Source organism: Flavobacterium xinjiangense (assembly GCF_900142885.1).
In the GTDB taxonomy this organism is placed as follows: Bacteria; Bacteroidota; Bacteroidia; order Flavobacteriales; family Flavobacteriaceae; genus Flavobacterium; species Flavobacterium xinjiangense.
Window position 1 is genome coordinate 66,849 of record NZ_FRCL01000006.1, and the last position, 23,105, is coordinate 89,953.

The 23,105-nt window shown below is 33.7% G+C and carries 25 protein-coding genes; 16 read left to right on the forward strand and 9 right to left on the reverse strand.

Translation table 11 applies throughout. The features are described from left to right. The first annotated feature begins 60 nt into the window (after positions 1-60). The 3 genes from holA to ettA all read left to right on the forward strand — a co-directional run bounded on the left by holA (position 61) and on the right by ettA (position 3,107). Positions 61-1,065: a DNA polymerase III subunit delta gene (holA, locus tag BUC23_RS08780; RefSeq protein WP_073208580.1), complete on the forward strand. Its 1,005-nt coding sequence runs from the start codon at positions 61-63 to the stop codon at positions 1,063-1,065. Positions 1,066-1,142: 77 nt separating this feature from the next. After that, positions 1,143-1,325 (forward strand): CAL67264 family membrane protein, encoded by a 183-nt coding sequence (locus BUC23_RS08785; RefSeq protein ID WP_039108177.1) that lies wholly within the window; start codon positions 1,143-1,145, stop codon positions 1,323-1,325. Between the two features lie 87 nt (positions 1,326-1,412). Continuing rightward, complete coding sequence (ettA, locus tag BUC23_RS08790; RefSeq protein WP_073208582.1) at positions 1,413-3,107, forward strand: energy-dependent translational throttle protein EttA; 1,695 nt, start codon at positions 1,413-1,415, stop codon at positions 3,105-3,107. Positions 3,108-3,180: 73 nt separating this feature from the next. Here ettA and BUC23_RS17775 read toward each other — a convergent pair whose 3' ends face one another. The 4 genes from BUC23_RS17775 to BUC23_RS08805 all read right to left on the reverse strand — a co-directional run bounded on the left by BUC23_RS17775 (position 3,181) and on the right by BUC23_RS08805 (position 6,474). Next, entirely contained in the window at positions 3,181-3,309 is a 129-nt protein-coding gene (locus BUC23_RS17775) for a hypothetical protein (protein ID WP_279625681.1), read from the reverse strand. 76 nt (positions 3,310-3,385) lie between these two features. Beyond that, a complete protein-coding gene (locus BUC23_RS08795) occupies positions 3,386-3,802 on the reverse strand; it encodes a thiol-disulfide oxidoreductase DCC family protein (protein ID WP_073208584.1) in 417 nt (138 codons plus the stop codon). An 81-nt stretch (positions 3,803-3,883) separates the two neighbouring features. Further along, positions 3,884-4,189: a GIY-YIG nuclease family protein gene (locus BUC23_RS08800; RefSeq protein ID WP_073208889.1), complete on the reverse strand. Its 306-nt coding sequence runs from the start codon at positions 4,187-4,189 to the stop codon at positions 3,884-3,886. A 119-nt stretch (positions 4,190-4,308) separates the two neighbouring features. Beyond that, on the reverse strand, positions 4,309-6,474 hold the full coding sequence (locus BUC23_RS08805; protein WP_073208587.1) for an endonuclease MutS2: 2,166 nt from the start codon (positions 6,472-6,474) through the stop codon (positions 4,309-4,311). 147 nt (positions 6,475-6,621) lie between these two features. Here BUC23_RS08805 and ung point away from each other — a divergent pair, with 147 nt between their 5' ends. Continuing rightward, positions 6,622-7,302, forward strand: coding sequence for a uracil-DNA glycosylase (ung, locus tag BUC23_RS08810; protein WP_073208589.1), 681 nt, complete (start codon positions 6,622-6,624; stop codon positions 7,300-7,302). 193 nt (positions 7,303-7,495) lie between these two features. On the opposite strand, the gene BUC23_RS08815 is transcribed toward ung, so the two are convergent. The 5 genes from BUC23_RS08815 to porX all read right to left on the reverse strand — a co-directional run bounded on the left by BUC23_RS08815 (position 7,496) and on the right by porX (position 11,723). Further along, positions 7,496-7,870, reverse strand: coding sequence for a DUF4258 domain-containing protein (locus tag BUC23_RS08815; RefSeq protein ID WP_073208591.1), 375 nt, complete (start codon positions 7,868-7,870; stop codon positions 7,496-7,498). 36 nt (positions 7,871-7,906) lie between these two features. Beyond that, positions 7,907-9,106, reverse strand: a complete 1,200-nt coding sequence (locus BUC23_RS08820) for an alanine dehydrogenase (RefSeq protein WP_073208594.1) — start codon at positions 9,104-9,106, stop codon at positions 7,907-7,909. A gap of 91 nt (positions 9,107-9,197) precedes the next feature. Further along, positions 9,198-9,671: a GNAT family N-acetyltransferase gene (locus tag BUC23_RS08825; protein ID WP_073208596.1), complete on the reverse strand. Its 474-nt coding sequence runs from the start codon at positions 9,669-9,671 to the stop codon at positions 9,198-9,200. Between the two features lie 9 nt (positions 9,672-9,680). Then, entirely contained in the window at positions 9,681-10,088 is a 408-nt protein-coding gene (tsaE, locus tag BUC23_RS08830; RefSeq protein ID WP_073208599.1) for a tRNA (adenosine(37)-N6)-threonylcarbamoyltransferase complex ATPase subunit type 1 TsaE, read from the reverse strand. A gap of 81 nt (positions 10,089-10,169) precedes the next feature. Then, complete coding sequence (gene porX, locus BUC23_RS08835) at positions 10,170-11,723, reverse strand: T9SS response regulator signal transducer PorX (RefSeq protein WP_073208601.1); 1,554 nt, start codon at positions 11,721-11,723, stop codon at positions 10,170-10,172. Positions 11,724-12,172: 449 nt separating this feature from the next. On the opposite strand from porX, the gene BUC23_RS08840 reads away from it, so the two are divergent. From BUC23_RS08840 to BUC23_RS08890, 12 genes are all read left to right on the forward strand, one after another. Further along, positions 12,173-12,619: a hypothetical protein gene (locus tag BUC23_RS08840; RefSeq protein ID WP_073208604.1), complete on the forward strand. Its 447-nt coding sequence runs from the start codon at positions 12,173-12,175 to the stop codon at positions 12,617-12,619. A 221-nt stretch (positions 12,620-12,840) separates the two neighbouring features. Further along, positions 12,841-13,464 carry a hypothetical protein gene (locus BUC23_RS08845; RefSeq protein ID WP_073208606.1) on the forward strand — a complete coding sequence of 208 codons (624 nt, stop codon included), beginning with the start codon at positions 12,841-12,843 and terminating at the stop codon, positions 13,462-13,464. A gap of 28 nt (positions 13,465-13,492) precedes the next feature. Continuing rightward, the gene (locus tag BUC23_RS08850) at positions 13,493-13,846 is read left to right on the forward strand and encodes a hypothetical protein (RefSeq protein WP_139259807.1); all 354 of its coding nucleotides are present in this window, start codon (positions 13,493-13,495) and stop codon (positions 13,844-13,846) included. 135 nt (positions 13,847-13,981) lie between these two features. Beyond that, positions 13,982-14,776: a 3-keto-disaccharide hydrolase gene (locus tag BUC23_RS08855; protein ID WP_073208610.1), complete on the forward strand. Its 795-nt coding sequence runs from the start codon at positions 13,982-13,984 to the stop codon at positions 14,774-14,776. Positions 14,777-15,117: 341 nt separating this feature from the next. Continuing rightward, entirely contained in the window at positions 15,118-15,696 is a 579-nt protein-coding gene (locus tag BUC23_RS08860; protein WP_073208612.1) for a protoglobin domain-containing protein, read from the forward strand. Positions 15,697-15,892: 196 nt separating this feature from the next. Beyond that, positions 15,893-16,057 carry a hypothetical protein gene (locus tag BUC23_RS17480; RefSeq protein ID WP_167365567.1) on the forward strand — a complete coding sequence of 55 codons (165 nt, stop codon included), beginning with the start codon at positions 15,893-15,895 and terminating at the stop codon, positions 16,055-16,057. 23 nt (positions 16,058-16,080) lie between these two features. After that, a complete protein-coding gene (gene chrA / locus BUC23_RS08865; RefSeq protein WP_073208614.1) occupies positions 16,081-17,214 on the forward strand; it encodes a chromate efflux transporter in 1,134 nt (377 codons plus the stop codon). Positions 17,215-17,272: 58 nt separating this feature from the next. Beyond that, entirely contained in the window at positions 17,273-17,755 is a 483-nt protein-coding gene (locus BUC23_RS08870) for a GyrI-like domain-containing protein (RefSeq protein WP_073208616.1), read from the forward strand. A 199-nt stretch (positions 17,756-17,954) separates the two neighbouring features. Further along, entirely contained in the window at positions 17,955-19,268 is a 1,314-nt protein-coding gene (locus BUC23_RS08875) for a M16 family metallopeptidase (RefSeq protein ID WP_073208618.1), read from the forward strand. 4 nt (positions 19,269-19,272) lie between these two features. Next, positions 19,273-20,673: a M16 family metallopeptidase gene (locus BUC23_RS08880; RefSeq protein WP_073208893.1), complete on the forward strand. Its 1,401-nt coding sequence runs from the start codon at positions 19,273-19,275 to the stop codon at positions 20,671-20,673. A gap of 82 nt (positions 20,674-20,755) precedes the next feature. Then, on the forward strand, positions 20,756-21,604 hold the full coding sequence (locus BUC23_RS08885; RefSeq protein WP_073208620.1) for a hypothetical protein: 849 nt from the start codon (positions 20,756-20,758) through the stop codon (positions 21,602-21,604). A gap of 171 nt (positions 21,605-21,775) precedes the next feature. Then, positions 21,776-23,017: an HD domain-containing protein gene (locus tag BUC23_RS08890; RefSeq protein ID WP_073208622.1), complete on the forward strand. Its 1,242-nt coding sequence runs from the start codon at positions 21,776-21,778 to the stop codon at positions 23,015-23,017. Positions 23,018-23,105 lie beyond the last annotated feature (88 nt).

Below are 23,105 nucleotides of genomic sequence, written 5' to 3' on the forward strand. Positions count from 1 at the left end.
AAGGTTTAAAGTTTCATTGGAAACCACAAACTTTAAACTTCAAACTTTAAACAAAAAGAAATGGACGAGGTTGTAAAAATTGTAAATGATATAAAAAGCGGCAACATCAAACCCATCTATTTTTTGATGGGAGAAGAACCGTATTATATAGATAAATTATCTGATTATATAGAAGAAAAAGTACTAACCGAGGAGGAAAAAGGCTTTAATCAAACCGTTTTATACGGAAGAGATGTTTCGATAGAAGACATTATTTCGACCGCCAAGCGATATCCGATGATGGCAGAACGTCAAGTGGTGATTGTAAAAGAAGCACAAGATTTAATTCGGACGATAGACAAATTGGAAAGTTATGCTGAAAACCCAATGCCTACAACAGTTTTAGTTTTTTGTTACAAATACAAAACGTTGGATAAACGAAAAAAATTAACCAAACTGTTAGCTAAATCGGGTGTAGTTTTCGAAAGTAAAAAACTGTATGAAAATCAAGTTGGTGATTGGATCAAACGTATTTTATCCGGTAAAAAGTATTTGATTGAACCTAAAGCAAATGCCATGTTAGTGGAATTTCTTGGAACAGATTTGAGTAAGATAAACAACGAACTCGAAAAATTACAAATTATCCTACCCGCTGGAAGTACAATAACTCCTAAGCATATTGAGGAAAATATAGGGTTCAGTAAAGATTTTAATGTCTTCGAGTTGCGAAAAGCTTTGGGAGAACGCAACCAATTGAAAGCCTATACCATTGCCGAAAATTTTGCGCAAAATCCTAAAGATAACCCGATGGTGGTAACTACGAGTTTAGTTTTTGGTTTTTTTATTCAGTTATTCAAATACCACGGATTAAAAGATAGAAATCCTAAAAACGTGGCGGCTGTATTAGGCGTTAATCCTTTTTTTTTGAAGGAATATGATGTGGCCTTGAAAAATTACCCAATGAAAAAAGTAAGTCAAATTGTCGGAGCTTTGAGAGATATTGATGTAAAAAGTAAAGGTGTTGGGGCTAATGTCTTATCTCAATCGGATTTATTAAGAGAAATGCTTTATAAAATATTTAATTAAAGTGTAAAAAATCCCGATATTTGCATTTCGGTTCTGACGTTTCGGAGTCGGGAGTAAAAAATTAAAATACCACAATTATGGGAATGAATAAAAACACTGTTTTAGGTTGGGCAACTTTGATAATGATTCTGATGGGATTACTCTTAATAGGATTAGGAGCTTTCCGTTACAGCGATGTTTCAGGATGGGGATTTGCTGCCGTTGGTGTTGGATTTTTAGCTAATGCTTGGGTATTTAGTTCACTTAAAGGAAGGCTTTAAAATAAAGTAAAAATTACGAATAAAAATTAAAAAAATTAGATAATAACTAATTATCTAAAAGTCTAATAATCTGAAAATCTATAAAAAATGGCAGACGATAAGAAAGTGATATTCTCAATGTCAAAATTGAGTAAAACCTATCAAGGAGCAGATAAACCAGTGCTTAAAAATATTTATTTGAGTTTCTTTTATGGAGCAAAAATTGGTATTTTGGGTCTAAATGGTTCTGGAAAATCTTCTTTATTGAAGATTATCGCCGGAGTTGATAAAAACTACCAAGGGGATGTCGTTTTTGCACCAGGCTATACTGTTGGTTATTTAGAACAAGAACCTATTTTAGATGATAGTAAAACGGTTATCGAAATTGTAAGAGAAGGTGTTGCAGAAACTATGGCAGTTTTAGATGAATTCAACAAAATCAACGATAGTTTTGGTTTGCCTGAAGTCTATGAAAATGCAGATAAAATGGAGCAGTTGATGGATCGTCAAGCGCTTTTACAAGATAAAATTGATGCATTGGGTGCTTGGGAAATTGATACCAAACTAGAAATAGCGATGGATGCATTACGTACTCCGGAAGGTGACACGCCAATTAAGAATTTATCTGGAGGTGAGCGTCGTCGTGTAGCTTTATGTCGTTTGTTGTTGCAACAGCCTGATGTTTTGCTTTTGGATGAGCCTACGAATCACTTGGATGCAGAAAGCGTTCTTTGGTTAGAGCAGCATTTAGCACAATATGCCGGAACTGTTATTGCCGTAACGCACGATAGATATTTCTTGGATAATGTTGCAGGATGGATTTTGGAATTGGACAGAGGTGAAGGTATTCCTTGGAAAGGGAATTATTCTTCTTGGTTGGACCAAAAATCAAGCCGTATGGCACTAGAAGAAAAAGTAGCTTCGAAACGCAGAAAAAACTTAGAGCGCGAGTTGGACTGGGTTCGTCAAGGTGCCAAAGGACGTCAAACGAAACAAAAAGCGCGTTTGCAGAACTACGATAAATTATTGAATGAAGACCAAAAACAATTGGATGAAAATCTGGAAATTTATATTCCAAATGGTCCACGTTTAGGGACTAATGTTATTGAAGCCAAAAATGTTTCGAAAGCTTTTGGAGATAAATTACTATATGATAATTTAAATTTCACGTTACCGCAAGCAGGAATTGTTGGTATTATTGGTCCAAATGGTGCTGGTAAATCTACGATTTTTAAAATGATAATGGGTGAGGAAAAGCCAGATTCGGGAGAGTTCTTAATTGGAGACACCGTGAAAATCGCTTATGTGGATCAAGCACACTCTAATATAAATCCGGAGAAATCGATTTGGGAAAACTTCGCTGATGGTCAGGAATTGATTATGATGGGCGGAAAGCAAGTGAATTCAAGAGCCTATTTGTCACGTTTTAATTTTGGTGGAGGAGAACAAAATAAGAAAGTTTCGATGCTTTCAGGAGGAGAACGTAACCGTTTGCACCTTGCAATGACTTTGAAAGAAGAAGGAAACGTATTGTTACTGGATGAGCCTACCAATGATTTGGATATCAATACACTTCGTGCTTTGGAAGAAGGTTTGGAGAATTTTGCAGGTTGTGCGGTAGTAATTTCTCACGACAGATGGTTCTTAGACAGAATTTGTACGCATATTCTAGCTTTCGAAGGAAACTCTGAAGTTTATTATTTTGAAGGTGGTTTCACTGACTATGAGGAAAATAAGAAAAAACGCCTAGGTGGTGATTTAACTCCTAAACGATTGAAATACAGAAAATTAATCAGAAGTTAATGATTCTAAACTAAAGAATTTTATTTTAATATCCAGAGGATGCCTGCAACGGCATCCTCTTTTTTTTACGATATTATTTCTTTTTGGTATCGGAATACATCATAATAAGCACAGCAGCAACTATTCCCATTACCACTAGACCGAAAACGACAATCATTATAAATGATCCATTATCCCAAGAAAAAAGTGATGTGTCTTTCATAATTTAAATTTTAAGGTTATTCAAATTTAGATTTCCTTCAAAATATAATTTATGATAATTATCATGACAGTCTATTTTATTCTAAAAACTTAGATTTCAGCTCCTTTGTAGGAATCATACAACTCTCTTTCTTTCCATACCATTTGTAACGATTTTTGGCAATATAATCGTAAATCTGGTCTCTTAATTTGGTAGGGAGAATTTTAAAAATTGTTGCAAAATAAAAAATTCCACTTAAGTTTTTTGCAATTTCCAAGACAGCTTCGGATTTATAATAATAGGCGATTCCCGGTTCGTATAAAATGATACTATCTATATTTTTAGTATTTATTCCTATGTGTTTGATGATTTCCTGACCTAAATCAGATTGCAACGCCACAAATCTAAAATCATCTTTTTTGTCATGCTTAATGACAAATTGAACTGCAGCATCGCAGAGATTACAAACGCCATCGAAAAGAATTATTTTTTTGTTTTTAGGTAAGTTTTCCATTGTTTGTCATTGCGAGGAACGAAGCAATCGCATTTGGTTGCTCAACACTTCTTTTTGTTAGTCGGTCAAATTCTTTAAGAATCATTCTGTCATTATATTTTTAATTTCTTCAAATAAATCTTGCCAAGTTGGATTTAAAGAACGAATTAATTCATTTTTTGTTTCTCTTGAACCTGCTTTTATTAGTTTTTCTCTAGCTATTGCATCACCAATCCATTGAAATTGTTCAAAATATACTAATATATCCAAATTATAGCGAGCAGAAAATGAACTAGGATATCTTTTCTCTTTGTGTTCCAAAATTCTTTGCGGAAGATTTGAAGTAACGCCTGTATATACTACGGTTTGGTATTTATTAGTGATGATATAGATAAATCCAGGTTTCATATTTTTATTTGTATTTGTCATCGCGGGGAACGAAGCAATCTCATTTAGTTGCTCAATTTGTGCTCTTGTTAGTGCGTTTGCTTCGTTCCTCGCAATGACTTACGTAAACAGATTACCGCTTACTTCTTACCCGCTTCAACGAATTCTAGTGATTCAAGGCTTACTTTAGAGGTAAACACACCGTAATTTACCACCGCTTTGTTTTTCTCAATCTTATCAATGCTTCCCACTGCTTTTCCATCTGACATTCGAACGCGATCACCGACTTTTAGAATCGGTTTCGGCTTTTCAACCACTACTTTTAGTTTTTTCTCTTTCTTTTCTTTTCTGATTTCTTCAACCTTGACAGTAACCTCTTCAATCACTACTTTTTTCTGTTCAATCAGTGCTTTCGTTTCTTTGGGTGTCACTTTTTTTCGTTTTGAATTTTCAATTTCAATAATTTTCAAAAACTCACCAATAAGGTCCTTTTTGCTTTTGTTATTAAAATATTTCTCAGCTATATCTTCAATTTTTTGGCCAATGTATATCGTTTTCTGATTGCTGTCGTATAATTCTTGATAGCTTTCCAGTTTTTGCTTGATTTTCACATTGATGGTTTCCATTTTCCTTCCTTCTTCCCGCGCTTTGGTTTCTTCTTCTTTCAGCGTTTGAGAAGTTTTCTCCATTTTTGAACGCTCCTTTTGAAGGGTAGCAATCGTTTTATCGAAACGTACTTTTCCTACTTCAATTTTCTTTTTGGCACGATTGATTAAACTAAATGGGATTCCGTTTTTTAAGGCAACTTCAAATGTAAAAGAACTTCCCGCTTGTCCTAAAACCAATTTGTACAATGGTTCTAATGTTTTTTCGTCGAAAAGCATATTGGCATTTGTGGCATAAGGCAATTCATTTGCTAGAATTTTAAGATTCGAATAATGCGTTGTTATGATCCCGAAAGCTTCGCGATGATAGAACTCTTCTAAGAAAATTTCGGCTAATGCACCTCCCAATTCTGGATCAGAACCGGTACCAAATTCATCAATCAGGAACATTGTTTTCTTATTACATTTTTTCAAGAAGTAATTCATGTTCTTTAATCGGTAACTGTAGGTACTGAGATGATTTTCAATAGATTGATTATCTCCAATATCTGTTAAAATACGATCAAACAAAAATGTTTCACTACGTTCGTGAACTGGAATTAACATTCCGGATTGCAGCATTAGTTGGAGTAATCCAACCGTTTTTAATGAGATTGTTTTTCCTCCGGCATTTGGTCCTGAAATTACAATAATTCTGCTTTCTTGACTTAATTCAATTGTCTGCGGATGTGTAATTTCGTTTTTTTGTTTGTTGTTCAAATACAGAATAGGATGGAAGGCATCTCTAAAATAAACGCGGCGATCCTCTGTAATTGTTGGCAAAATTCCATTGATTTTATTTGCATATTTTGCTTTAGCGGCAATTACATCAATGTCACTAAGAAAATCCTGGTATTGAATAAGCAAGGGTAAAAAAGGACGAATTCTATTTGATAGTTGTTTTAAAATTCTGGTAATTTCCTCTTTTTCCTCATATTCTAAATTACTCAATTCTCTGGAATAATTCAAGGTAGCTTCTGGTTCGATATAAGCAATGCTTCCTGTTTTTGAACTCCCAAGAATCGATCCTTTTACTTTACGTCTATACATTGCTAAAACCGCCAAAACTCGACGATTTTGAACAAAACTCTCTTTGATATCATCTAAATATCCTAAAGCGTTGTATTGAGTTAAAGCAGTACCAAAACTCTGATTGACTTTACCACGCACTGCATTCATACTTCTGCGAATATTCAATAAATCCGGTGCGGCATTGTCTTTGATTTCGCCATATTTATCGACCACTTCATCAACCATCGTGATGATATCTTTGGTCAGTTCAACTTGGTTTGCTCTCGCATTTAAATTGGGATAATAATCTTCGAATTTTTTTAGGAAATTCAACAGAAAATTAGAAGTGGATGAAATAGTCGCTATTTTTCTAAAACTGCCTACTTCAAGAAAACTGTCTTCTATTGCCAAAAATCTAATTTCATGGGTAATAGCATCAAAACCATGATTGGGAATTGCATTATTATTTTGGAAAGACGAAACATACTCTGATGTTTGCATTAATGCCTGCATCAAAGAGTCCTTGTCTTTAAAAGGAGTTATTTCAAGTGCTTTTTGTTTACCAATATCAGTATTACAAATCGTCGAAATGGTTTCGAGAACGGTTGGAAATTGTAAATCTTGTAATGTTTTTTCGGTGATGGATATCATTTATCGTATTATTCTTTTCAAGACAAAAATAGCTAATAGTTAAGACTATTTAACAGACTTTCACAAAGAATTAATGAATGTTTATTATGCATTTTAGGATAAAAAAAAAGGATTCTCTCTGTATCTTTGCTTTATAAATATTTAACTATGCAAATCAATCTTAATCCGGAATGGCAATCCATTTTGTTAGACGAAATTCAAAAACCCTATTTTCAGGATTTAATGGAATTTGTCGATGAGGAATACAAGAATCATACTTGCTATCCGCCCAAAGAATTGATTTTTGCTGCTTTTAATTATTGTACTTTCAAAGATGTAAAAGTGGTTATTATAGGCCAAGATCCGTATCATGGGAAAGGCGAGGCTAATGGTTTGTGCTTCTCCGTCAATGACGGTGTTCGGATTCCGCCATCTTTACGGAATATCTTTAGAGAACTTAGTGATGATTTAGGAACTATTTTTATGCCGGTTTCGGGTAATTTAGAAGCTTGGGCAAAACAGGGTGTTTTATTGCTGAACGCTTCGCTGACAGTAAGAGAAGACAATCCGAATAGTCATAAACATTTAAAATGGAATCTTTTTACGGACGATGTAATTCAGAAAATTTCAGAAGAAAAGGAACATGTCGTTTTCTTGCTTTGGGGGAATTTTGCGCACAAAAAAGGACTAAAAATTGATCGAAATAAACATTTGGTTTTAGAGTCCGGACATCCGTCACCGATGAGTGCTAATCAGGGAAAATGGTTTGGGAACAAACATTTCAGCAAAACGAATGCGTATTTAAAACAAAACGGAATAAAAACAATCGACTGGATTTCAGCAGATTAAAAATATTTTTAAAGATGTAAATACTTGAATTTCAGATCGTTCCGCGTGAGTGATGGCAGTGGAGCTCTTATTTTGAAAGGCGCTTCAGCCTTTTGAAAAAAAGCGGGAACGTACAGCACGACCCGAAGTTGCGAGGAGGAATGACGAAGCAATCTGCAGGGTCACGCCCAAATAGAACAATTATTTAGAGTTTCTATTTTTTTATAATATCCTCTAAAACGGCTTTGTCACTGTAATTAATCACTTTAAGTGTGATTTCCTGTTTTTTTGTAGTTTGACCTTCAATAATGTACAATTTCCCTTTTTTAAGCTCTACATTACTTTTGTCGAAATCAACATCGCCAAATTTCAATGTATTTTTTATATCGGTGGTGTCCATCCATTTTTCAGCTAATATTTGGGATGCTTTATCGGAATAATAGAAAGGTTTATTTCTTAAATCATTCAAAACTCTGGCATTTGGAAAATAATTACAACGAGTGTCTTTTCCGCTAAAGATAGCAGCAACAAAGAATAATCCCATAATTAAACCAATAAGGTAATAAGCAAAACGATGTACAAATTTCATGAATCAATTTTTTGGCAAAGGTAAAAGAAAGTTTGCTTAAAAAACAATTAAATTGATGTCCTTATCCGGTAAATCAAACCAGTCGCCAATTGCTTTGTTGGTGAGAATTCCGTGATACAAATACACACCGTTTCTTAGGCCTTTGTCACAACGAATAGCAGCCTCAATACCGCCATCTTCAGCAATTTGCATTAGATACGGGGTAATAATATTGCTTATGGAAAGAGAAGCTGTTTTTGAATATCGGGAAGGAATATTAGGTACACAATAATGCAAAACATTGTTTTTGATAAATGTGGGATTCTCATGTGAGGTCACTTCTGAAGTCTCAAAACAACCTCCGGTATCAATGCTGACATCAACAATTACGGCACCATTTTTCATGTGTTCGACCATTGTTTCTGTAACTATAACGGGGCAACGTTCTTTTCCTCTCATGGCTCCAATCGCCACATCACAACGTCGCAAGGCTTTTAACAAAGATTTTGGCTGAATGGTAGAAGTAAAAATTCGTTGGTTTAAATTGTTTTGTAAACGACGTAACTTTGTAATGGAATTGTCAAATACTTTCACATTTGCACCTAAACCTATCGCGGTTTTAGCTGCAAATTCACCCACAGTTCCTGCGCCCAAAATAACAACATCAGTAGGAGGGACGCCGGTAATATTGCCGAACAACAATCCTTTTCCGAATTCATTGGTAATCATCAGTTCAGCAGCAATTAATATAGATGCAGTACCGGCTATTTCGCTTAGTGATTTGACTGCGGGATAAGTCCCATCTTCATCCTTTATGTATTCAAAAGCAAGAGCGGTGATTTTTTTCTTAGTTAAAGCTTCGAAATATGCTTTTTTTCTAGTTTTCAATTGAATTGCCGAAATCAGAATCGTTTCCGGATTCATCATTTGAATTTCGGCTGTAGTGGCTGGCTCAACTTTTAGGATCATCGGGCAGCTAAATACTTTCTTGGTGTCATTTGTAACCTCTGCACCGGCATCACAATACTCTTTATCAGAATAACTGGAACTTTGTCCTGCACCAGCTTCAATCATCACTCTGTGTCCGTGAAAGGTCAACGAATTTACAGCATCTGGAGTAAGACAAATCCGGCGTTCCTGATAGCTGGTCTCTTTTGGGATTCCAATAAAAAGTTCGCTTTTTTGTCTCGCTATTTCCAATTTTTCTTCTTGAGGTAATAGCTGTTGCTTTGTGAATGGAGTTATAGTAATTGACATTTTAATTGTTAATTTGTGGTACAATTTACGCAAAAGTTTTAGAAAAACGCAATTGTAGCGATGATAAGTACAGTAGTAGTTATTTTAAAATTTAGATGATGATTCTTTCCATTTTTATATCGGCTCTTTCATAAACTCCATCTTCTAATGCTATTTCTATAAAACCATATTTTTCATATAAATGGATAGCGGGCAGTAAACTTCTATTTGAGTACAAAATAAGTTTTTGAATGCCTTCTTCTTTGGCAACAGCCAGACAATGTTCCATTATTTTTTTACCAATTCCTAAACCCTGAATCGTATCTGTAACCGCCATTTTACTCAATTCAAAAGTAAAGTCATCTATTTTTATCAATGAAACGGTACCTATGATTTGATTATTGTATTTAGCATAAAATATCATTCCGCCTTTATCAATAATTTCACTTTGTGGATTAGAAAGTACGATTTCGTCTTTGGGTTCCACTTTGAAATATTTCTTCAGCCATTCTAAATTTAGTGTTTTAATATGTTCCTTTAAATCTGTTGAAAAAGGAATAATTTCTACGGTATTTTCTAAACTCATAAATATAATTTAACTTAATTCTAACGAACGTTTTCCATCCGAAAGCAACTCAATAGTAATAACAGAATGTGCTTCAGGAATCAGATTTGGAATTTTTTCAGCCCATTCAATAAAACACCAATTCCCCGAATAAAGGTAATCATCAATTCCCATATCCATAGCTTCTGTTTCGCTATTTAACCTATAAAAATCAAAATGGTAAACAGTTTGATTTTTAGCAGTTTTGTATTCGTTAACTAAAGAGAAAGTTGGACTGCTGGTAGCATCAGTAACACCAAGTGTTTTACACAATTGTTTAATCAAAGTTGTTTTTCCAACGCCCATTTCGCCATGAAAAAGAATCACTTTATTGGGGTTCTCCGTTATAATTTTTTGCGCAACTTCCTCGAGTTGATCTAAAGAAAAAGTAACATTCATAATTTAAGTGTTCAGTGTTCAGTAATTAGTGTTCAGTTCTCGCTTTTCTGCAAACTGACCATTGCAAACTGACCACTTTTTTTATTTCGGGTTAAAAACTAAGAAAGGGATAATCATTTCTTCCAATGAAATTCCGCCGTGCTGATACGTATTTTTATAATAACTCACATAATGATTGTAGTTATTGACATACGCCAGAAACAAATCATTTTTTGCAAAAATATAAGAACTGCTCATATTTATGGTAGGCAAACCAATATTTTTTGGTTCTTTCACAGCATAAACATCTTTGTGTTCGTATGTCAGACTGCGTCCCGTTTTGTAACGCAAATTCAAACTGGTATTTTTATCACCCACCACTTTCGATGGATTTTTTACGTTTATCGTTCCGTGGTCCGTAGTCAAAATCAATTTGAAACCTAATTTTTGAGCCTGCTGAATAATCTCCAACAATGGAGAGTTTTTAAACCAACTCAACGTCAGCGAGCGATATGCTTTATCATCCGATGCAAGTTCTTTTACTACATCCATCTCTGTTTTGGCATGCGAAAGCATATCCACAAAGTTGTAAACTACGGTAACCAAATCATTATTTTTTAATGCTTTAAAACCTTCAACCAGTTTTTTACCTCCGGCAAGATTGGTGATTTTAAAGTAATCTTCCTTGATGTTTAAACCTAATCGTTTCAGCTGTGCCGTCAAAAATTCGGCTTCATACAGGTTTTTTCCGCCTTCTTCCGGATCATTTTTCCAATACTGCGGAAACTGTTTTTCCATTTCAAGAGGGGTCAAACCAGAGAAAATAGCATTTCTTGCATATTGCGTAGCCGTAGGAAGAATAGCGTAATATGGTACTTCTTTTTCCAGTTTGTAATAATTAGCTACCACGCTTTCAAAAGTTTTCCATTGATCGTAACGCAAATTATCAATTACAACAAATAGAATTGGTTTGTCTTTTTTGACGATTTCCGGCACCACTAATTCTCTGAATAAAGTATGTGATTGCACCGGTTTATCCGCTTTTGGCGCAAACCAATCCTCATAATTGCGCTCTATGAATTTTCCAAATTGCGAATTGGCTTCCGCCTTTTGGGATTCCAGAATTTCAACCATGCTCTGATCGTTGATATTCTCCAATTCCAATTCCCAAAAAATCAATTTTTTATACAATTCTACCCAGTCTTCATAGGAATTTACCATCGACATTTCCATGGTGATTTTTCTAAATTCCTTCTGATAATCCAACGTTGTTTTTTGCGAAATCAATCGGGAATGATCCAGATTTTTCTTCAAACTCAACAAAATCTGATTCGGATTCACGGGTTTGATCAAATAATCGGCAATTTTAGAGCCAATCGCTTCCTCCATGATGTATTCCTCCTCACTTTTGGTAATCATAATCATGGGAACCGAAGATTTTTTCTCTTTCATCTCCGAAAGTGTTTCCAAACCGCTCATTCCGGGCATATTTTCGTCCAGAAAAACAATATCAAAATTGTTTTCGTCAAAAATATCAATCGCATCACGACCGTTATTACAAGTAGTTACCTCGTAATTCTTCTTTTCCAGAAATAATATATGTGGTTTCAAAAGGTCGATTTCATCATCCACCCAAAGTATTTTTATTTTATCCATAAGTTTTTAAGCAAGTATTCAAAAGTTGTAATTGAAAGTGCCAATTTACTGATTTTCGCAACGGTTCTTTGCTAATATTATGATAATTTTTAGTACAATAGTAGCTTGTATTGCTAAACCAAAGATATTATTTTATTTTGTCTAAACCTTTTTTTGGGCGTGACCCATCCTCCGTAAACTCCGTCCGGGGTCGGGCTGTACGCTGTATCTTTCCTTTTTAAAGAAAAAGGAAAGGATGCCGCTTCCATCCCTCACGCGGTTGCGATGGCGAATTGATTTTAATATCACTATTTAGGTAAGAAAAGTTTTCAGAAAATAAATAGCGGTTTGATAATTTGTAAGAAAAAATAAATATATTTGAAGGAACGTAAAGCAAAACAAACTTGCGCTAATCGAGCCATATTTGGCGCCTATGTTCAAGTTGTATGCAATTTTCTTAACAAACACTTATGAAACAAAGAATAACTATATTAATATTAATGTTATTAATATTTTCAGCTTGTAGCTCATTAAAACCAATTAATTCAGAATATAATTTAATTAGAACTTCCACAAGCCCTGAAGTGTATAAATATGGTAATGGAAAAATTTTAATTTATAATGGTGCTGGCGCTTTAAATAAAATAGATGATTCAGCAAGTTTAAACATTTGGATTAATGGCAAAGCACTTGGTCAACTTCGGTCAAATGAATATGTAGTACTTTATCTTATGCCTGATACATATCAATTTAAAATTCAGCACAAAGACGTAGTAAATTTTGAAAGCATACATACTATTAAAATTGATAATGAGACTTCCGTAATTAATGTTAATCCAACAATTACCTCGAATAAAATTGACATAACTAATTATATTTCACCAAACTTTCAATGGTATAGAAATGTTCTAAAATAAACTGCACACAACAGCGGTTTGTAGCAATTGAAGTGCTTGGGTTTTACCCGATTTCCGTTCGGAAATCGAAAAAGAGTTTGGTACTTTGAAAAATCTCAAATAGACATTTCTCAAAAGGTTGATTTAGGTTATTATACAGACTGACGTTACTTGCCATTTTATTAAAAAACTCAACAAAAAAGTAATTCAGAATAAGTTACAATCAATAATTAAATAAAAAAATGAAAAATATTTTATTACTATTTATTTTAACTCTGTTAAGTTGCACTAACAAAAAGAATGAAGATTTAATCCGCGAGACAGAAACGGTCAGTATTATTCAAACTTTAATTGAAAAAAAAGGTTTAGAAATGACAAGGGATTTTCCAACTGAAAAAGAACTTCCAATATGTTTAGACTTAAAAAAAGTTATAGTTAATACTAGGTGTTTTGAAGAAACGGAACCTAATAACAAGATAACAGCAATAAAACTTCCTGAAAGATCCTTTGCAAACCAAGGAGAAGTTTGCATAGAAAAAATAAACAAATCAAAACCAATTAACAATTCATTTTTCCAAATAAAGGATTCTCTAGATATTCTTAGTCAAAATGCAACTATTAAAACATTCAAAATTCCAAAAAGTATTACTCAAAAGTTTAAAACTGTAGAATTAACTAGAAATTTAAAAATAATTGAACAATATATTCAATTTTCTATTCCCATCTTTTCCAAAGATAATAATAAAGCATATTTAGAATTTGATCATTACTCCAATAATGAACAAAGCTATGGTAATTCAATATATCTAGAAAAAATAGAAGGAAAATGGAAAATAAAATATATTGAAAAAAATTGGAATATATAAAAAACTCAACAGTGAAAAAATTCATTTCATGACTGCAAATATTAAAAATTACAAAACAATGAAATACGCGGAATTCACTATCGACAATAATAAAATTGAATTTTTAAATTCCATTTTTGGAAAAGAAACTGTAGTAGTAAATGGAGAAAAAGTTTCTAAAAAATTCTCAGTTACTGGCGCTGAACATCATTTTACCATTAAATCAAACCATTTTATTCTCAAATCCAATTATGAATTATTTAAGGTTAAAAAATTAAAAATTGAGTTGCTAAAAAATGATGAAATAATTGATTCGAAATCAGTTGATATGAACAGTAAACAAAGATTTGTATGGATGGCGTTCGGGGCACTAATTGGATATGGTTTAGTTAGATATTTGTAAACGGAGTAATTTATTGTCTATATATTCTCTCCCATATAATCCTGAGTTTTGAAGAAGAAAACTTTTTTTCCCCTCAATGTAAAACAAAACGATTTTATTCTAAATTTATACTTTTCAAACCAAATCAAACTATTTATGAAACCAAATACCATTAGAAACTATTTTTTAAGCATCACTTTATTTTCAATGACCATTGCAATGGCGCAACACGACTACGTGAATACACCACCAGCGGTATCACCAATGGCAATGAAACCTGAAATGACTGAAATTTGGGAACCACAAGTGAAAGTAATAACTCCTGCTAAAAAAATGGGAGATGCACCTTCGGATGCTATTGTTTTATTTGACGGTAAAAACTTAGATCAATGGGTTAGTCAAAAAGATGTTACAAAACCAGCTCCGTGGAAAATAGTTGATAAAGATTATATGGAAGTGGTAGACGGTTCAGGAGGAATTCAGACCAAAATGCAATTTGGAGATTGTCAATTACATGTAGAGTGGAGCGCACCAGACGTTGTTGTTGACGGCGGACAATGGAGAGGAAACAGCGGTATCTTTTTGCAAAACAGGTACGAACTTCAAGTTTTGGATTCCTACAATAACAGAACATACAGCAATGGACAAGCTGGAAGTATTTATAAAGATCATCCGCCTTTGGTCAATGCTATGAAAATTCCTTTAGAATGGAATACATACGATATTATTTACACCGCTCCACGATTCAAAACCGACGGAAACATAGATGCACCGGCAAGAATAACAGTATTGCATAATGGTGTTTTAGTCCAAAATAACGCCACTATTAATGGATTAACACTTTATATGGGTTTGCATAATTATCCTTCGCCACACGGTGAAGATGTAATTTCGTTACAAGAACACGGCTGCAAAACCCAATTCAGAAATATCTGGCTTAGAAAATTGTAAAATAACTAAAGGAGAGCTTATAACTCTCCTTTTTTGTGTAATTAAAGTAACCGTAACATTTGCGCATTTGATTCTAAATTATGGTAAAATGAATCCTCTGGATAATCATAAAAATTCAGTTCTAGAAATTGATAAGAATTCGACAATGACTACGCAAATATGTTTAAATTTTGATTTGACTTCACACTTTAACTTTGACAATCTCGTCAGTATTTATTGAGAAATAGATCTTTAGTTGTTGATTATCAGTAAGTAAGAAAGTGAAATATATGGAAATCAGCTCTTTTTCTTAGAATTTCTTATTAACTTTATGAGGTTATTAATGATTTAAATAAGAAAATATGGAAGAGCAAATAAAAGGTTATGCCTATGGGCAAGTAGGGCAATCACCTATAAGTATTGCTGAATTAGACCTTCTTAAAAAAACAGTAATGTTTACAGAAGCAGATGAAAAAAATCTGCAACTTGCGGGTCAAGTGCTAAAAGATCAAACCAATGAAATTCTTGACCTTTGGTACGGTTTTGTGGGGGGAAATGAACATTTACTTCAATATTTTTCAAAGGATGGACAACCTAATACGTTTTATCTGAACGCTGTAAGAGCAAGATTTGGACAATGGATTATGGACATCTGCAACAAGCCCTATGACCAGACATGGCTAAATTATCAGCACGAAATTGCTTTGAGACATCATAGCACGAAGAAAAACAAAACGGACAATGTTGATACCGCACCCATAATCCATTATCGCTATATGACGGCATTTATTTATCCAATTACTGCAACCATCAAAGGATTTTTAACTAAAAAAGGACACGATCCAGAAACTGTAGAAGCTATGTATTCGTCATGGTTCAAAGCCGTAACGCTCACTGTAATTCTCTGGACTTACCCATACATCAACAAAAACGAATTCTAATTTATACCTTATTTCAAGAAAATGGAATAGCCTGATTTTTTTTCATTCGAAAACAAATCAGGCTATTCCTTCTATTTCTTAAATAGTTTTATTACTTGAAGGAACGATAACGGCGAACATTTCATTTAATCATTTTATAATATTCAAAAATTCAATTATTTTTATATTTATGTAATTTTACGAAAAACAAAAAACAATGGAAATAAATTGGTTTATTATCGCTGTAGTTTTGGTTGGAGTAATTGCTTTAATTCTATATTTGATTAAAAAAAATCAGAAGGATAAAAAAGACGTAACCAAGTTCTTTAATACTGATACTACAATTAGAAAGGAATCGGAACCGGACGAAGACGAGCGTTAATGATAGAATAAAAAGAATATTGAATGAATGAAAAAAGCAATTTAAAAGAAGTTGCCAAACTATTTTTAAAACTTGGAACTATCGGTTTTGGTGGCCCTGCAGTTCATATTTCGATGATGCAGGAAGACGTGGTCGTCAAAAAAAAATGGCTGAGCGAACAACATTTTCTCGATTTAATTGGCGCCACTAATTTAATTCCGGGCCCCAACAGCACTGAAATGGCAATTCATATCGGTCACGAAAAATCAGGCTGGAAGGGATTAATTGTTGCCGGACTTTGCTTTATTTTTCCTGCCGTTTTGATAACGGGATTTTTTGCCTGGCTGTATAAAGAATACGGTCAGCTCCCTGAATTGAAACCTTTTTTATACGGCATAAAACCAGCCATAATTGCTATTATTCTTTCTGCTATTTTTCCACTGGCCCAAAAATCCCTCAAAACTGTTCAGTTAGCTATTATAGGAAGTGCTGTTTTAGTACTTTCATTGCTTCATTACAATGAAATTGCATTACTTTTTGGCGCCGGAATCATTGCGTTGTTTTTATATACTTTAAAAAATAACGGTTCTGACATAAAAACAAACAGTTTGATTCCCCTTGCGTTTTTTTCTATTCCAAAAACGACTTTGATAAGCGCAACAAATTTTAATTTATTCCTGATTTTCTTGAAGATAGGAGCAATCTTGTATGGAAGCGGTTATGTGCTTTTTGCTTTTTTGGATGCGGAACTCGTTTCTAAAGGATTACTCACCCGCGCCCAATTGATTGACGCTATTGCAGTGGGACAATTCACGCCAGGTCCTGTTTTCTCTGCAGTAACTTTTGTAGGATATCAAATAAATGGAATATCGTGCTCGGTGATTTCGACTATCGCGATATTTTTACCCTCTTTTATATTTGTCGCGATATTAAATCCATTGGTCAAAAAAATGAGGAATTCTAAACCTTTTTCGGTATTTCTGGATGCTGTAAATGTGGCTTCCATCGCTATAATTGTTTCGATTTGTTATCAATTGGGCAAAGAAACAATAACGGATTGGCGAAAAATCTTAATTGCAACAATAAGTATTCTGATTGCTTTTAATTATAAAAAAATCAACAGTGCTTTAGTTGTTTTGGGAGGTTCAATACTGGGTTATATATTGACTTTTATTTGAGGAATAACAAACAGTAATTTTTGAAAATTGCAAAACATACATTAAACAAATTATTCATATGAAACCCAGAATAGAAACGCTTGCTGAAAAGAAAATCATCGGTAAACGCATGACAATGTCTTTATCTAACAATAAAACGCCGGAACTTTGGAAAAGCTTTATGCCAAGACGAAAAGAGATTGAAAATAATAATGGCATAAATCTCTATTCAATGCAAATCTACAATCCTTTGTATTTCAGTAATTTTGATTCCAACACTGATTTTGAAAAATGGGCAACGATTGAAGTCACCGATTTTGACAAAGTTCCTGATGAAATGGACACTTTTACAATAGCAAGTGGACTTTATGCGGTTTTTACCTATAAAGGAGATATGAGCTTGGCACCGCAAACCTTTCAATATATTTTTACAACTTGGTTACCCAATTCTTATTATATTTTGGATGACAGACCACACTTTGAAATTTTAGGCGAAAAATATAAAAATAATGATCCAACTTCTGAAGAAGAAATTTGGATACCAATCCAATTAAAGAGATAGCTTTGTGGGAATTCTTAGATTAAAAAAAATTGGTTAAACTAAAAACTTTTTTAAATTAGCTGAGAATTAAAATCGATTTTCAAGAAGTAAATTGGAATTATTTTCAAGTGTTCAGCTTAAAACAACAGCCATATTTATTCTTTCTTAATTTAAGATGTAATCAAAAACAAAATGTTTAATTAATATTTATTTATGTAGTATGAAAAAAATAATCTTGCCTCTTTTTCTTATGCTGGCCTTAACGGGTCGGGCACAAATGAAAGCAGATGATGTAAAAACGTTTACCCTGAAAAATGGTATGAAATTCCTGGTCGTGGAAGACTTTTCCATTCCTAATGCCAACATGTATTTATTTTACAAGGTAGGTAGCCGTAATGAATACCAAGGAATTACAGGGCTTTCGCACTTTTTTGAACATATGATGTTCAATGGAGCTAAAAAATATGGTCCTAAACTTTTTGACCAAACAATGGAATTCAACGGAGGCGCCAATAATGCGTATACCACTGAAAATGTTACCGTTTATACCGACTGGTTTCCGGCATCGGCCTCAGAAATTATTTTTGATATGGAAGCTGACAGGATTGCAAGTTTGAGCATTGATCCTAAAATGGTTGAAAGTGAAAGAGGTGTAGTATTAAGCGAACGACGTACCGGATTAGAGAACTCTCCATGGCGACTTTTATCGCAATCAGTTCAAGCAACTGCTTTTCAAGAACATCCTTATCACTGGCCAGTTATTGGATATGAAGACGATATGAAAAACTGGACGCAACAAGATTTAGAACGTTATTTCAAAACGTATTATGCACCAAATAACTGCGTAGTGGTAGTTTCTGGAGCAATCAAAGTGGATCAGGTAAAACGATTTGCCGAGAAGTATTTGGAACCAATTCCAGCGCAACCTGCACCACCTGCAGTTCATATTGTGGAACCTGCACAAACTGGAGAACGAAGAATAACTGTGAAGAAAGAGGTGGCAACTCCGTATTTAATGATTGCCTATCATACTCCGGAGTCCAAAAATGAAGATTATTATGCCTTGAATATCCTTAGTTCCGTTCTTTCAAGCGGGCAATCATCTCGATTATATTCGGCATTAGTTGACAAACAACAAATAGCAACTCAGGTACAAACCGATTTTGGAGATAGTTTTGATCCTAATCTTTTCAATTTCTATGCTGTTGCCAATAAAAATGTAAATGAAACAGATTTAGAAAATGCAATCTATGCTGAAATTGAAAAAATAAAAAAGAATGGAATTAGTGAAACAGAACTTCAAAAGATAAAAAATCAAAAACTGATGGAGTTTTATTCTCAGGTGGAAACAATCAATGGGAAATCTAATAACATCGGTACTTATGAAGTTTTCTTTGGTGATTACAAAAAAATGTTCAATGCTCCAGCCAACTACAATAAAATTACAGTGGCTGATGTGCAGAATGTAGCGAAAAAATATTTTGTAAAAAGCAACAGAACGGTAGGTATTTTAAAAACAAACGTTGAAAATTAATTTTATGGAACCAATCAAAAAAACAATACTAACTATCTGTTTACTGGTATTGACACACATAAGCCTATCGGCACAAAGTTATAAATTACCCGATTATACTACTTTTAAATTATCTAACGGACTTACTGTTTATCTGATGGAACAGCATGATGTTCCGGTAATCAGCGCTTCAGCGATACTTCCTGCAGGAGCCATTTATGATAATGACAAAGCGGGACTTGCATCATTAACCGCTACGGCTTTGAAACATGGCACTAAAAATTTTACAAAGACAAAACTGGATGAAGAACTTGATTTCATTGGAGCGGATGTAAATACGTACGCAACTAAAGAATATGCTGGTCTTTCTTCTAATTTTGCAGCAAAGGACAAAGTAAAAGTACTTGCAATAATTAAAGACTTATTACTCAATCCTGTATTTGATCCAACGGAGTTTAACAAAGAGAAAAGCCGTTTATTAGTAATGCTTGAACAGCAAAAAGAAAGCCCACGATCAGTGATAGGTTCTTATTTTGATGCATTTTTGTATGGTAATCATCCTTACGGAAATGTAATTAGCGGAATAAATTCTACGGTTAGTAAATTGACTGTTGATGATTTAAAAAATTTCTACAAAACCAATTACAAGCCAGATAATTCTGCGATTAGCATAGTTGGAGATTTTAATACTAAAGACATGAAAACAGAGATAACCTCTTTATTTTCAACTTGGGAAAAATCTACAAAAGAAAAAGAGAATCCTGCAACAAAAGCGATTAGCATTCCTACTGAAAATAGAGTGTTATTGGTTAATAAAAATGATGCTAAGGAAACAACTTTTTATATAGGAGCTCCTGGAATTAGCAGAAACAACCCAGATTTTGTAGCCATTGAAGTTGTAAATACTCTTTTTGGCGGACGATTTACTTCTATGTTGAATGATGAACTGCGTGTAAATTCAGGTTTAACCTATGGAGCTTCAAGTAGATTTAATACTCTTAAAAATGGAGGTTCTTTTGTCATCAGCACTTTTACTGCCAATAAAACGACCGAAGCTGCAATTGATAAAGCTTTGGAAGTTATGACTAAACTGCATGCAACTGGTCTAAATGAAAAATCATTAGCCTCTGCCAAAAATTATGTCAAAGGACAATTTCCTCCTCGTTATGAGACGGCGGGGCAACTATCCGGCCTGATGACACAAATGTTCTGGTATAATTTTGACAAATCTTTTATCGACAATTTTGAGAAAAATGTGGATGGGCTTGACTTAGCAAAAGCAAACCAAATCATTGCCAAATATTTCCCTAAGGACAAATTCCAATTTATCATGGTGGGTAAATCAGAAGAAATCAAAAAAATTGCTGAAAAATACGGTAAAGTCACCGAAGTCGATATAAAAGACGAACAAAAGAAGGTGTTGTAAGAAATGAAAAGCGGGGATGATATTCCCGCTTTTTTTTAAATAATTTTGTACTAATTTCAACTATTCTCAAAGTAAAAATAAAATGGAAAATATTTTTAAAACACAACAGCAATCGCATTTAGTACTGGCACAATATTACCGCTGGTATCAAGTTTATGAAGTGCCTTTTACCGCAGAGCGTATTAACAACCAAAAAGATATTTTGAGTGAAGATGTAGAGCTTAGTTCACAGAGCGGCACTACAAAAGGCAAAGAAGGTTTAGAGGAACGCTTGACAGTTTTTACAGGTTGGAAAAATGCACATCATGTTCAAAATACCACAGTAAAAGAATTACCAAACGGAAACCTTTCGTTGGAAGCTGATATTTTGTATCAAAATATTCGTCCTGATGACAGCAAATACAATTATACTTTGCATTATTCGACCCAGTTAAAACAACGAGAAAATGACTTGCCTGTTTTTACCAAATTAGATTTGAAAGCAACAGGAGTAATAGAAGAATTTAAGTTTGAATCCGCATATCCCGAAAATAGAACCAAGTCATTCATGCATTATTGGTTGTATTTAATGGAAAAACCGGATGCTGAAAAATTCAAAGAATTATTAGCTCCTGATTTTTCTTTGCAATTAAGTTCAAATGAAAAGATAACCGCCCTCCCAAAATTCGAAGAATGGTTAAAATCAATAACTGAAAGGATTTTGACAAGCACACATTCCTATAAAAACTTTAAAGTGACGGATAATAAAGACAATACTTTTAGTGTTTCGGTTGATTTTGATTGGAAAGGAATAAACGTAGCTGAAGAGAAAATGATTGCACAAACGCATCACGAGTGGCTTTTGACTAATAATATGGACGAGCGGTTTGTAAGAATGAAAACCATGAAAGTAACGACTTTGAAACCTTTTCAGGTTGTAGATAAATTTTAAAAAATGATTTCACTGTCTTATTTTTAAATTTTTACACTGCTTTAATCTTGAATTCAAAAGATTCCTCAACATTATAAAATCAATCCGATTTGATAAAAAACATACCGCCGATATCGCTTAACTGTAATACAATCTAATTTGCCTATATTTGTTCACCAAAATAAAGTTATAGTGAGTCAAATCAATAAGCTAAAAATATTCAATGATCCCATTTACGGGTTTATTACCATTCCTAATGCCTTAATTTACGACTTAGTTCAGCATCCTTATTTTCAAAGGTTGCGACGTATTTCTCAAATGGGATTATCCTACTTAGTATATCCTGGGGCAAATCATACTCGTTTTCATCATGCTTTGGGTTGTATGCACCTGATGCAAAAAGCCGTTGAAGTATTACGTTTTAAAGGAGTCTCAATATCTCCGGAGGAAGAAAACGCCCTATATATTGCTATTTTATTGCACGACATAGGTCATGGTCCTTTTTCGCATGCTATGGAAAGAAGTATTGTAGAAGACGTGCATCATGAAGAAATTTCACTCTTATTTATGAACCAGCTAAATGTGGAATTTAATGGTCAGCTGAATCTCGCAATACAGATTTTCAAAGGGGAATACGACAGGAAATTCATGTTGCAGTTGATTTCCAGTCAATTGGACATGGATCGAATGGATTATTTAAAACGCGATAGTTTTTATTCGGGCGTGGCGGAAGGAAATGTTAATTCAGAGCGACTCATTCAAATGATGAACGTTGTGGATGATTTCTTGGTGATTGAAGAAAAGGGTATCTATTCGGTAGAGAAATTCCTGATGTCCAGAAGATTAATGTATTGGCAGGCGTATTTGCACAAAACAAGTTTAGTGGCAGAGTTAATTTTGATGAAAGTCTTAAAGCGTGCCAAAGAACTGACCCTTAAGGGAGTGCAGTTGCCATGTAGTGAACCTTTATTGTTTTTTATGCAAAACAAAATCACAATGGAAAATTTTGATACCACTACTTTAGATTTATTTTCGCAATTAGATGATTTTGATATTATTAGTGCTTTAAAAGCATGGCAAAGACAGGATGATTTTATATTGTCTTCTCTCAGTAAAATGATTGTAAACAGGGATTTATTGAAGATAAAATTAACGAGTGAAAAAGTTTCATTAGAAGAAATGCAACCGTTGAAAGAACGTTTTGCGGCTGAAAATAATATTACCTTGCTGGAAACTAATTATTTTATTTTTAAAGGTAAAATAAAAAATCAAGCCTATAGCAAGGAAGCCGAACCGATACGAATTTTGAAAAAAGACAGAACAGTAGAGGATGTTATTGAATCTTCTGATCAGCTGAATTTAAAATCATTATCTAAATTGGTAACTAAATATTATATCTGTTTCCCAAAACAACTCGTAGAAATGAACATTTAAAATCTATTTTTTTATATTTTTGTCGCAATGAAACGAGCCAATGCCTTTTTATTTAATTTTAAAAGAACTTTATATAGGGAGTTCCATC

Coding starts and splice junctions, on each gene's coding strand:
- BUC23_RS17480 (WP_167365567.1), top strand. CDS start 15,893: ATGGAAATAAATTGGTTTATTATCGCTGTAGTTTTGGTTGGAGTAATT.
- BUC23_RS08785 (WP_039108177.1), top strand. CDS start 1,143: ATGGGAATGAATAAAAACACTGTTTTAGGTTGGGCAACTTTGATAATG.
- BUC23_RS08870 (WP_073208616.1), top strand. CDS start 17,273: ATGAAACCCAGAATAGAAACGCTTGCTGAAAAGAAAATCATCGGTAAA.
- BUC23_RS08855 (WP_073208610.1), top strand. CDS start 13,982: ATGAAACCAAATACCATTAGAAACTATTTTTTAAGCATCACTTTATTT.
- BUC23_RS17775 (WP_279625681.1), bottom strand. CDS start 3,309: ATGAAAGACACATCACTTTTTTCTTGGGATAATGGATCATTTATAATG.
- BUC23_RS08840 (WP_073208604.1), top strand. CDS start 12,173: ATGAAACAAAGAATAACTATATTAATATTAATGTTATTAATATTTTCA.
- chrA (WP_073208614.1), top strand. CDS start 16,081: ATGAATGAAAAAAGCAATTTAAAAGAAGTTGCCAAACTATTTTTAAAA.
- holA (WP_073208580.1), top strand. CDS start 61: ATGGACGAGGTTGTAAAAATTGTAAATGATATAAAAAGCGGCAACATC.
- BUC23_RS08845 (WP_073208606.1), top strand. CDS start 12,841: ATGAAAAATATTTTATTACTATTTATTTTAACTCTGTTAAGTTGCACT.
- BUC23_RS08885 (WP_073208620.1), top strand. CDS start 20,756: ATGGAAAATATTTTTAAAACACAACAGCAATCGCATTTAGTACTGGCA.
- BUC23_RS08850 (WP_139259807.1), top strand. CDS start 13,493: ATGACTGCAAATATTAAAAATTACAAAACAATGAAATACGCGGAATTC.
- BUC23_RS08825 (WP_073208596.1), bottom strand. CDS start 9,671: ATGAGTTTAGAAAATACCGTAGAAATTATTCCTTTTTCAACAGATTTA.
- BUC23_RS08805 (WP_073208587.1), bottom strand. CDS start 6,474: ATGATATCCATCACCGAAAAAACATTACAAGATTTACAATTTCCAACC.
- BUC23_RS08880 (WP_073208893.1), top strand. CDS start 19,273: ATGGAACCAATCAAAAAAACAATACTAACTATCTGTTTACTGGTATTG.
- BUC23_RS08820 (WP_073208594.1), bottom strand. CDS start 9,106: ATGTCAATTACTATAACTCCATTCACAAAGCAACAGCTATTACCTCAA.
- tsaE (WP_073208599.1), bottom strand. CDS start 10,088: ATGAATGTTACTTTTTCTTTAGATCAACTCGAGGAAGTTGCGCAAAAA.
- BUC23_RS08815 (WP_073208591.1), bottom strand. CDS start 7,870: ATGAAATTTGTACATCGTTTTGCTTATTACCTTATTGGTTTAATTATG.
- BUC23_RS08795 (WP_073208584.1), bottom strand. CDS start 3,802: ATGGAAAACTTACCTAAAAACAAAAAAATAATTCTTTTCGATGGCGTT.
- BUC23_RS08800 (WP_073208889.1), bottom strand. CDS start 4,189: ATGAAACCTGGATTTATCTATATCATCACTAATAAATACCAAACCGTA.
- ung (WP_073208589.1), top strand. CDS start 6,622: ATGCAAATCAATCTTAATCCGGAATGGCAATCCATTTTGTTAGACGAA.
- porX (WP_073208601.1), bottom strand. CDS start 11,723: ATGGATAAAATAAAAATACTTTGGGTGGATGATGAAATCGACCTTTTG.
- BUC23_RS08875 (WP_073208618.1), top strand. CDS start 17,955: ATGAAAAAAATAATCTTGCCTCTTTTTCTTATGCTGGCCTTAACGGGT.
- ettA (WP_073208582.1), top strand. CDS start 1,413: ATGGCAGACGATAAGAAAGTGATATTCTCAATGTCAAAATTGAGTAAA.
- BUC23_RS08860 (WP_073208612.1), top strand. CDS start 15,118: ATGGAAGAGCAAATAAAAGGTTATGCCTATGGGCAAGTAGGGCAATCA.